The following is a 9362-nucleotide window of genomic DNA, read 5'->3' as shown; positions in this document are numbered from 1 at the left end:
CCTCCTAACCCCCTCCGCAATGGATGAGGTTTTAAAGCCAATTTTACTGACTTTTGTCATACTGCAAATACTTGTCATACTGATGGTGTTCGCACGAAATATCTCTAAACTTCCAAACACAAATAAAACTTTTTGTTTCATACTGCTTGCCTCAAACTACGCATTTTACCAAGTATGGCAAACATACAAAATCTACTCCACACAAAATCTATCCTTAAAATCCACATTAGCAATCTGTTTTTTTTTTTTTTTGTAGTATTGCTTTTTTGTTTTAAAAATGATAGTTGCTCAAACGCAATAGCAATAATAACAAAAACATAAAATCTACAAAAGGAAAAAAATGAAAAAGAAAATTATCGCCTGTGTGGTGCTAGCGATATTGGCTGTGAGTGGGCTAAGTGCGTATTATATCGGTGGGGCGTATGTAACGCTTGTTGATTGCTCGTGGGGGCAATATGGCTATGAGTATGGGAATATCGACACATACAAAGATAGTAATGGCAAATTTTACCAAGTGTTTTTTGGAAACAATTATTGTCAATACTAATGATAAAAAGGAATAAAAAATGACAGAAAAAAGCCTTAAATCAGATTTAGAAAGCGTAGGTAAAATGTATTTTTTACTACATATAGAAAAAATATTTGACTTGCATAAAGCAGGGTTTAATGTCAATGAAATTGCCATAATGATATATGATAAAGAGCGAGATAAAAAGGCTAGCTCGCCACTTATCAGGGCAAAAAGTGCAATCAAAATCATAGAAGCTAATAAAGTGTTTGAAGCATTAGAAATCATAAAAAAATCCAATGCGTTTGAATATGAGATTAACAAAACTAAGAAAAATCTACAAAAGGATATGAAATGAAAAATAGTAGTAGATTTACATTAACATTTTGGATTTTAGCGATTGCAGCGATATTTGAAGTTTTATACGCTTCTTTTATGCTTGATCCAAATTTGGATTATTGTGAAAATGATTGGTATCCGGGAAGTTGTGCGCAACAAAAAGCACAAGGGGGGTTTAAAGGAACGGGTAAAAGCGCAAATGCGACTAATGGAACTTTTGTGCAATTAGATAATAATGAATTAGTGTCTAATGAGGGATATAACACAGGCAAGGGTGAAGCTATCAGGGATTGCATTGAATATGGAGATAAAAGTGCGTGTCAAGCATTGATTGATAATGGACTGCGAAGTGTGGAGCAATGCACTAAAGATATTTGTCTTTTTGTGGGTATCATTTATGGAATAGCAGGGCATTTTAGAGAAGAGATACCCTACTTTGAGAGAGCCATCGCTTTGGGGGATAATCGTGCGTATTATTTTCTTGGATTAGCTTACTATAACTTAAATGATTATTTTAACGCAAAGAAATATTATGAAATTGGGTGCAACAAAGTTAGCGATATGCAATCAGAATCTTGCTACAACTTAGGGCTAATGTATCATAATGGCAAAGGTGTGCGACAAGACTACCACAAAGCAAGCGAGCTATGGAAAAAAGCCTGTGATATGAAAAATGGCTTCGCGTGCAATAATCTAGGTGCTCTCTATGGCAAAGGACAAGGTGTGAGACAAAATCGCTCTATTGCTAAGCAATACTACGGCAAGGCGTGTGATTTGGGCGATCAAATGGGCTGTGATAATTACAAAGAATACAATGAAGCGGGGGTGCAGTGATGGCAATTTTAGAAAAGGATAAACTACATAAAGTTGAGCCTAAAAAAATACAAAAAGAACAAATTGTTATAGCAAGGAGTGAGTATTTTTGCGCTAAACATAATGGCAAACAATATTTTCAACTGTGCACTTTTGGCAAAAAAGGCGATAGTGAGGGGCAAACTTTGCGTTTTGATAGAGACACGGCAATATTTTTGATAGATTTGCTTATCAAAGAATTTGACTTGCAAGCGGATATAAAAGTCTCTTTTAAGTAAATAAAACTTTGTTTTATTTACGCAATAAAGAATTTTTATGAAAATCATAAAAACAATCATTGAGGAGATTAAATACTTCATCGAGGGGATTAAAGAATTTTGCATAGATTTTTGGAAAGCCATAACACCGCTTGTGATAAGTCTATGCGTGTTGTTTGCCTATGCTTACTATAAAGATATGCGTGATGTGGAATGGAAAAAAGCAAGGCAAGAATACTACACAGTTTTTAATCAATGGGTAGATTCATATCAATCTTACAAAGAGATTTTACAACGAGTTGAGGAAGCGCAAAATAAATACACATTTAGAAATCAAAATGTATTAAATGCGTTAAATAAAGCAAATCAAATCACAGAAATCTATAACCAAACACAGCAAGAATCAAAGGAAGCATTTGACTTTAGAAATCAACAATTTGAGTCAAATGTCTCTGAAACAATAGAAACAGACACGCAAACATATCAATACTACGCGCATTCGCTAAATCAACATGTGCAAGCACAAGAAATGCTTATAAACGCATTGCAAGAGTATGTAGAGATTTTGACTTTAGAATCATTGCAAAATAGGCAAAGATAAAGAGGCAAATTTGCTTATATTAAAAAACCTTTGCAAACCTCAAAATAAAACAATTACAAGAAAATATTTGTGTTTTAGAATCCAAAATTTTTAATCAATCTATCATAATGCAAGTAGCGCACTAGGGGGCGAAACACTTACAAATTTTCATAAAAATCGCCGTTGCTTATTATGCAAAAACCGCATTGCAAGGCAATATTTTAAGCTAAATCCAACTTAAGCGTGTATAGTATAAGTCTAAAAAATCGTGGTAACCTAGGTTTCATAGATACTTCTCTTACGCTTCAGTATGGCAAATTTTGTTGTCATTGCGAGATTTTAGGCTTTTGTAAAAAAGGCTAGAATCGTGGCAATCTATTTTATTAGATTTGTCAAAAGTGTGTTTTTTGGATATGTATTGCCACGCGGATTTTATACAAAATCCGCGTGGCAATGACAAAGTATTTCCCTCTCCCTTGCGGAGGTGGCTAGGGGGTTGGTTTCTTATCATACTAAGCATAAGCGAAGCATACAAAATCGTAATCAAATCGTAATCCTTGTCATACTTAAGAGTGTGTGCGCGAAGTATCCATAAAATCTAAAACAAAAATAGAGATTTTTTTTTTTTTTTTTTTGGCTTGAGTGCGTAAAAGATTATTTGCAAAGATTGTGCGCAAAAAATGAAAAAAAAGCATCATATATCAATGATAAAAATCTTAATATAACATAGATTTAAGCGGTAAAATTCACCGCATACCCGTGTAAAATAAGAGAGCATAGCTTAAAATCTAAGCAGAATTTTTTTAAGGTTTTTTCAAAACCTCATAAAATCTCTACCACTCAAAAATCGTCTTTACCTTTTTTAGTTCGCTATATGGGATAAATTTTTCTAGCTTACAATCTTGCATTTTAAACGCCACTCCATTTTCATTTGCCTCCAAAATCACCGCTTCAAACTCGCTTTTATCAATCGTTTTTACGCTTACTTTTTCCCCCACAGATAGCGCAAAATGTCGAGGTATCTTTAGCACTCTATCTAGCCCGGGCGAGCTAACCTCCAAATGATATGCCTCTTTTATCAAATCTTTGACATCTAAAAATGGCGAGATGATTTCACTAACCCTCTGACATAGCTCAAGCGTAGTCGCCCCCTGCTTTGCCATAATGCTAAGGCGCAAAATCAGGGCTTCATTTTCACGCACAAGTGCTATGTCATAGAGATTGCAAGAGGCAGAATCAATAAGGGATTCTAGCTCATTTTGAATGCTAGATTCTAGCTCGTAGCTTAGTTTTTTCATTTTTTGCCTTTTGGATTTTGGATTTTGCGAATTTTGTTTGGTTTTTAAGTTGATTTTTGTTTGTTGTGGGGTTTATTTGGATTTTGTTTGGGTGGCTTTTTTGCTAGCTTTTGCATTGGATTTTGTTTGCGTAGAATCTTGCGCGATTTTTTTAAAGATTTGCTCCAAATTTTGCGCCACTTCTAAACTATCATCAAAGATAAATTGCAAATTTGGGCATTTAAACCACCCGCTCGCATTTAGCACATATTCTTTCAAAATCCCTTGTGCTTTGCTAAGGGAGCGCAAAATCTCTTTTTTTTCTTGCTCATTTTGCGTGGTGGATTGGATATAGACTTGGGCGTTATATTTGCCTTTGGAGCAGCGCACAGCTACGATATTTATGGAGTTTATACGAGAATCTTGCAGTTGAGAAATCGCCTCTATAAGTAGCTCTTGGAGGAGGGATTGTGTGCGCTCTAGGTGGATAGACATTGTTTGCCTTTATGGATTTTTTGGTTTATGACAAAAATTATAAAAATTTATGAATGCTACGAAAAATTAAAAAAGTGAATCTAAATTTTTTGCGTTTTTTTGACTTGTATAAAACTCTCAAACACATCGCCTACCTGAATGTCATTGTAATTTTCAAGCATTATTCCGCATTCATAGCCTTTTGCCACTTCTTTGGCATCATCTTTAAATCGTTTAAGGCTTGCAATCGCACCCGTATGCACCACCACACCATCGCGGATAAGCCGAATGCTAATCCCGCGCTTAATCACTCCATCTGTAACCATACAGCCCGCAATCACGCCTACTTTGCTAATATTAAATGTCTCTCTTACTTCGGCTTGCCCTGTATTTTCTTCCTCGATGAGTGGGCTCATAAGCCCAGAAATGAGGGCTTTGACATCATCTAGCAAATCATAAATCACCGAATAAGTCTTAATCTCTACGCCAAGTTCTTTTGCACTTGTTTTTACGATTCCCGTAGGGCGCAGTCCAAACCCTAAAATAAGCGAATTTTCACTCGCGCTCGCTAGCTCAACATCGCTTTGACTTATGCCACCTACACCAAAATTTATGACATTTACTTGCACTTCGTTGTTGTTTAGTTTTTCGACACTTGCTTTGATTGCTTCTAGGCTACCTTGCGTGTCGGCTTTGATGATAAGGGGGATAGTTTTTAGCTGTCCTTTTGCCACCATTTCGCTTAACTCTTCAAAGGAAACTTTTGTGGATTTGCTTAGCTCTTTTTGTCGCAAATAAGCCGCTAGTTTTTGCGCTTTTTCTCGCGCTAGCGTATCATTTGCCTCGACAAATAGTTTGCTCCCAGCACTTGGCACTTCGGATAATCCAGCGATAGAAGCGACACTTGAAGGCTCTAGTTTTTCTACATTCTCGCCCTTGTCATTTACCATAGAGCGCACTCGTCCATACGCTGTGCCAGCATACACGGGGTCTCCTACTTTTAGTGTGCCTTGTTTGATGATGATATTTGCCACAGGTCCGCGCCCTTTTTGGATACTTCCTTCTAGCACGATTGCTTGCGTGGGCGCATTATACGCGGCTTTTAGCTCCAAAATCTCTGCGTGAAGCAAGATAGATTCTAGTAGATTTTCTAGCCCCTCGCCACTTTTGGCAGAAATAGGCAAAAACTCATACTCCCCACCCCAATCTTGCGCCATAAATCCTAACTCCGCACACTCGCTTTTTAGTTTATCGGGGTTTGCGTTTTCTTTGTCCATTTTATTCATAGCGATGATGATTTCTACGCCTGCAGATTTTGCGTGGTTTAGGGCTTCTATGGTTTGTTGTTTTACGCCATCATCAGCAGCGATTACGATTATGGCAATATCTGTTACTTGCGCTCCTCTTGCTCGCATACTGCTAAACGCCTCGTGGCCTGGCGTGTCAATAAAGCTAATTAGCTTGCCATTTTTTTCTACCATATATGCGCCGATATGTTGCGTGATTCCGCCTGCTTCCCCGCTAGCTACGCGTGAATTTCGTATCGCATCAAGTAATGAGGTTTTTCCGTGATCTACATGCCCCATTATCGTTACCACAGGAGGACGCGCTTTTAACTCACTCTCTGCAAAGCTAGATATTTCTTCTTGGGCTAGGATTTCCTCGCTTTGGATAGAGACTTCTATCTTAAACTCTTCTGCCAAAATCTCAATCGCATCTTTGTCTAAAAAATCATTTTTTGTCGCCATTAGCCCTAAAGAAAAAAGCACTTTTATCACTTCATTTAGCGGTCGCCCCGCTGCTTCGGCAAACTCATATACGCGAATTTCTTCAGGGATAGAGATTGCACTTTTTGCGCTTATGGTTGATTCTTGTGTAGGTTTTGGTGGCTTTTTGCGTTTAGAGCGAGAGATGGAGCGCGTTTCATTTAGCCAAGGATTTTTGCGCTGTAGTCGCACTCTATCAGTGATGATTTGTCGCACTTCATTTTCTTTGTCCTCATCTCGCACTTCTTGTTCATTTAAGTCAAACAGCACGATTTCATCTTGCTCTTCATCAAAATCTTTGGAGCTGATTTCTCTATCTGTGATTTGCAATCTCATCTCGCCCTCTCGGTGCGTAGCGGCGATTTTTTTGGGTTTTTTAGGTTTTTTTAGCAAAATCTCTTCATCTTGCATTTCTTTGTCTAGTATATCGTGCAGTGAGGGGGCATAAGATTTTGGTTTGTTTGTTTGCGTATTTGGCTTAGGAGTAGAATCCACTTGCGAAGTCTTTTTTACGATACGAATCCCTGTGCTTCGCTGGATAATAGTAGAATTTTTATCAATATCTAGTTTTTCATTTGTTTGGGGGTTTGTTTGTGTGGCTAGATTTTGCGCGCTAGATTCTTGCTGTGGCTCTTGTGTGGATTGTGCTTGGGTATTCGTTTTTGTAGGTGTTTTTGGTTGTGTTTGGGTAGTTTTTGGGGTGGCTTTGGTTGATTTTTTAGCAGAATCTTTTTTTTCTTTTGTTTCGCTTTTTTCGTCTTTGTCTTTTGATTTTGTGCTTTTTGCGCTTGTTTTTTTCTCTCCATCATTTTTGGTTGTTTTTGGAGTCTTGGTAGAATCTTTTGTAGATTTTGTGCTAGTTTTACCACTGCTTTTTGTAGATTTTGTAGGTTTTGGGGGAGGCATTAGATTTTCCCCTGTCAGCACAAAATGAGCGATTTTAGCAGCAGTATCAGCATCCACAGAGCTTGTTACATTATGCACTTTTAAGCCCATTTCTTTGGCTTTTGCGACCACTTCTTCTGGTTTTCTTGCGATTTCTCCTGCGATTTCTGCTAGTTTTATTTTGTCAGCCATTCTTGTGCCATCTCCTGAATTTCTCCTAGATTTTTGGGTAGCCCTTTTATCGCCCTTGCAAACGCTTTTGTAAGCTGTTTTTCATCTGCCAAACACGCGCTTAGACATTCTTTACAAAAATAAAAACTTTTGCCCCTTTTTATTCCTTTTTGCCCTTTTTTTGCGCTATTTTTTTTGTCATTTTTTGTATTGCCATTTTTGCTTTTTTGACTCTCATCAAAACTAAAAAGATTCTCAAGGCTAAAGGGTTTGATGATTTTTTGTGCGTTTCGTTCGTTGCAAGCATTGTTTGTAGCGTTTGCCAAACTAGATTCTACCAAAAATCTATATAACTCTTTTTGAGAAAATCTAGCGCGACAACAAACGCACATACGAATCGATTTTGCACAAGCATATTTGCTAAAAGGGGACATTATGTTTTCTTTTGCAAGTGATTTATGTCGCGTATTTTAGCATTAAATTCCCTAAAATGCCATAAAATTTAAACTCTTGTTAGATTTTAAGTCTATACTTTTGCTTTATTTTTGATTCTTAAAAGCTAAGATTTTGCTAAAAATCAAAATCTTAAATCCTGCAAAAAAATACAAAAAAGGACACAAAATGCGACAAAAATTCCTAAAGATTCTAGGCTTTAGCATTGTGCTAGCCACAAGCGCAAATGCGCTAAATATCCCCGACATAGACTTAAAAACCAAAGGCACGCTAGGCGTGGTGGGGGCAGCAGATTTTGCACGCGCTAATAGTCATTTAGGCGTGATGGCACAAATCGGTGCTACTTTTTCGCTAGAAAATGGCTTTTTATGGGGGATAGGCGCGATAGGGGCTTGGACACCTTGGGTGCAAAGAGATTCTTTAGTAGTTTATCAAAGCTCAGGCGATGCTTACTCGGCATACATTGGCTATGAAAATAGCCTTGTATCATTTTATGCAGGGAGATTTGATAATGAATTTTCAAAGTTTGATTGGCTAAGCGGAGATGTGCAAGGAGTCTCACTGCGATTTAAAACCTATGAAGAAACAATGTCATATTGGATAACTTATGCAAACTCATACCTATATAATGGCAAGCAAAAAGATGAAGTGCAAGGAGAGCGGATCTCTGCAAATCTAGGCTCACTCATCAGCTACAACACAGGCTCGCGCAAAAACCACCTAGTAGGTGGCGAGATAGTCGCTGGCGGAGTAGATTTTGATTATAAAGGCGTATTATTAAAGCCATTTGTGCTATTTAACACAAGAGTGCAAAATAGCTTTTTGTTGCAAGGTGGAATCAAAGCAGGACTAAATCTACCCATAGGCAATAGCGGACTTTTTTCATACACAAACATAAACGCGCTTTATCAGTATTGGGACATCGTAGCAAATGGCTCATCTAGCTCGCTACTTTTGTGGGGAGATGAGGCATTTACGATTAAAGATTTTAACTTCGGCGGTGGCGTAGTGTGGATAATGGGCAATGCACATAACCGCATTTATGCCCTAAGTGATGCAACTAGATTTTATGGCAGGAGTTTTTTTGGTAACGGAATCGCTCCGTATTTGCAAGGCTCGTCATTGTATGGATATGTATTTGGTGGGATTGACTTGCAAGAGAGAGTGGGCGCAAGGCTTGATTTGATGATAAGTTTTGGGACTTATACAGAATATAGCATTATGAGTGATTTTGCGCTATGGAAAAGAGATAATATGCGACTAAGTGCGGGGGCAGGCTATGCCTATATGGATGCAAATAATTTTGACAAGGGAAATGCGCTTAGGGCGTTTATGCGCTTTGCGTATTAGCAGATTTTAGTGTTTTTTTTTTTTTTTTGGGGGGGGGGGCTTATTTGTAGCGCTTAGAGATTGTCATCTAGGCATTGAAAAATATCTAAAGCACAAAAACTGCTTTTATCACAAACAAAAATTCTAGTTAATCGTGGTAATCTATAACCTTGTCATATTTAAGATAGCAAGGCAAACAAAATATCCAAAATCCCCCACCACATTAGCACGATGGGATTTGATGGTGGGTTTGTCATACTTAGGAATTGAAAAATTTAGGAATTGAAAAAACTGAAATATATTGTCATTGTAAGTAATTAGATTCTGTGTTTTTAGCAGAATCTAATGCGGTGGCAATCTACTTTCTTTGCATTATGGTGTAGATTGCTACGCAAAATCTAACGATTTTCTAAAGAAACTGCGCTTTGCTTGTTTTTGCTCGCAATGACGGCACGGGTATGGATTGCCACGCGGATTTTATGCAAAATCCGCTCGCAATGACAGCAATCC

Annotated in this window: 11 protein-coding genes; 6 read left to right on the top strand and 5 right to left on the bottom strand. The window is 37.7% G+C overall.

The genetic code is table 11. The features are described from left to right. The first annotated feature begins 340 nt into the window (after positions 1–340). Genes ACWIX0_RS11795 through ACWIX0_RS11775 form a run of 5 tightly spaced genes read left to right on the top strand, consistent with a single transcriptional unit; the run spans position 341 to position 2518 of the window. Entirely contained in the window at positions 341–547 is a 207-nt protein-coding gene (locus tag ACWIX0_RS11795; protein ID WP_454174191.1) for a hypothetical protein, read from the top strand. Between the two features lie 19 nt (positions 548–566). Next, complete coding sequence (locus ACWIX0_RS11790; RefSeq protein ID WP_454174190.1) at positions 567–866, top strand: hypothetical protein; 300 nt, start codon at positions 567–569, stop codon at positions 864–866. After that, positions 863–1681: a tetratricopeptide repeat protein gene (locus ACWIX0_RS11785; RefSeq protein ID WP_454174189.1), complete on the top strand. Its 819-nt coding sequence runs from the start codon at positions 863–865 to the stop codon at positions 1679–1681. Before ACWIX0_RS11790 ends, ACWIX0_RS11785 begins: the two co-directional genes overlap by 4 nt. Then, positions 1681–1938, top strand: coding sequence for a hypothetical protein (locus ACWIX0_RS11780; RefSeq protein ID WP_454174188.1), 258 nt, complete (start codon positions 1681–1683; stop codon positions 1936–1938). Before ACWIX0_RS11785 ends, ACWIX0_RS11780 begins: the two co-directional genes overlap by 1 nt. A gap of 37 nt (positions 1939–1975) precedes the next feature. Then, positions 1976–2518, top strand: a complete 543-nt coding sequence (locus ACWIX0_RS11775) for a hypothetical protein (protein ID WP_454174187.1) — start codon at positions 1976–1978, stop codon at positions 2516–2518. Between the two features lie 277 nt (positions 2519–2795). Here ACWIX0_RS11775 and ACWIX0_RS11770 read toward each other — a convergent pair whose 3' ends face one another. The 5 genes from ACWIX0_RS11770 to ACWIX0_RS11750 form a co-directional block, all read right to left on the bottom strand. Next, positions 2796–3044 (bottom strand): hypothetical protein, encoded by a 249-nt coding sequence (locus ACWIX0_RS11770; protein ID WP_454174186.1) that lies wholly within the window; start codon positions 3042–3044, stop codon positions 2796–2798. A 286-nt stretch (positions 3045–3330) separates the two neighbouring features. Beyond that, positions 3331–3795: a ribosome maturation factor RimP gene (locus ACWIX0_RS11765; RefSeq protein ID WP_454174185.1), complete on the bottom strand. Its 465-nt coding sequence runs from the start codon at positions 3793–3795 to the stop codon at positions 3331–3333. Positions 3796–3867: 72 nt separating this feature from the next. Then, positions 3868–4269, bottom strand: coding sequence for a 30S ribosome-binding factor RbfA (rbfA, locus tag ACWIX0_RS11760; protein WP_454174184.1), 402 nt, complete (start codon positions 4267–4269; stop codon positions 3868–3870). 80 nt (positions 4270–4349) lie between these two features. Continuing rightward, positions 4350–7091: a translation initiation factor IF-2 gene (infB, locus tag ACWIX0_RS11755; RefSeq protein ID WP_454174183.1), complete on the bottom strand. Its 2742-nt coding sequence runs from the start codon at positions 7089–7091 to the stop codon at positions 4350–4352. Further along, positions 7076–7504: a hypothetical protein gene (locus tag ACWIX0_RS11750; RefSeq protein WP_454174182.1), complete on the bottom strand. Its 429-nt coding sequence runs from the start codon at positions 7502–7504 to the stop codon at positions 7076–7078. Before ACWIX0_RS11750 ends, infB begins: the two co-directional genes overlap by 16 nt. A 187-nt stretch (positions 7505–7691) precedes the next feature. On the opposite strand from ACWIX0_RS11750, the gene ACWIX0_RS11745 reads away from it, so the two are divergent. Then, positions 7692–8873, top strand: coding sequence for a hypothetical protein (locus ACWIX0_RS11745; RefSeq protein ID WP_454174181.1), 1182 nt, complete (start codon positions 7692–7694; stop codon positions 8871–8873). Positions 8874–9362: the final 489 nt, after the last annotated feature.

It is taken from the genome of Helicobacter sp. T3_23-1059 (assembly GCF_053654515.1).
Note: the sequence above shows the minus strand (reverse complement) of the source record. Positions and strands in the feature narration are given on the sequence as shown.